The organism is Agrobacterium sp. CCNWLW155, assembly GCF_036888815.1.
GTDB classification, from domain to species: Bacteria; Pseudomonadota; Alphaproteobacteria; order Rhizobiales; family Rhizobiaceae; genus Agrobacterium; species Agrobacterium radiobacter.
The window spans coordinates 1-668 of sequence record NZ_JBAKFW010000066.1; the positions used below are offsets into that span (position 1 = coordinate 1).

Consider the following 668-nt stretch of genomic DNA (forward strand, 5'->3'; position numbering starts at 1 on the left):
GATGCGACGAACCTCGGCCCGAAGCGAATGGCGGGCGCATCCAAGGGGATCAGCGCTCACCAGATTGGGTGGATGCGCACATTCCATGCTCGATCTGAGACTTACCGCGCAGCGCAAGCGTGTATCACCGATGCGCGCACCCGGCATCCGCATTCCCGCCTTTGGGGAGATGGCACGACCTCGTCGTCGGATGGCCAATTCTTCCGTGCGAGCGATCGAGCTGCAAAGCGCGGCGACATCAACTTGCATTACGGCAGCGAGCCCGGATCGAAGTTTTATAGCCATCTGTCAGATCAGGACACGGTCCTCGACATCCAGGAGCACTTTACCGACACGGGCGGTGCCAGTGATCATATCTTCGGGCTGTTCGCCTTGATCGGAAAGCGGTTCTCACCACGACTGCGTAATCTCAAAGACCGGAAGTTCCACACGTTCGACAAGTGCGATGCATATCCGGCGCTGTCGAACCACATCGGGGCGCCGATCAATGCCAATCTGATCCTCGACCATTGGGACGACCTGCTCCATCTTGCGGCGTCGATCACGACTCGGTCCGTGGTGCCGTCTACGATCCTTAAGAAGCTGTCCGCGTCTCCGAAGCAAAGCCATCTCGCGAGGGCGCTCCGCGAACTCGGCCGTATCGAAAGGTCGCTCTTCATGATCGAATG

1 protein-coding gene is annotated in these 668 nt (G+C 59.0%); it reads left to right on the forward strand.

Going from position 1 to position 668, the window contains the following annotated elements:
• Nucleotides 1–668: Tn3 family transposase (locus V6S97_RS29135; RefSeq protein ID WP_334428454.1), on the forward strand; the 668-nt coding region annotated here is incomplete at both ends.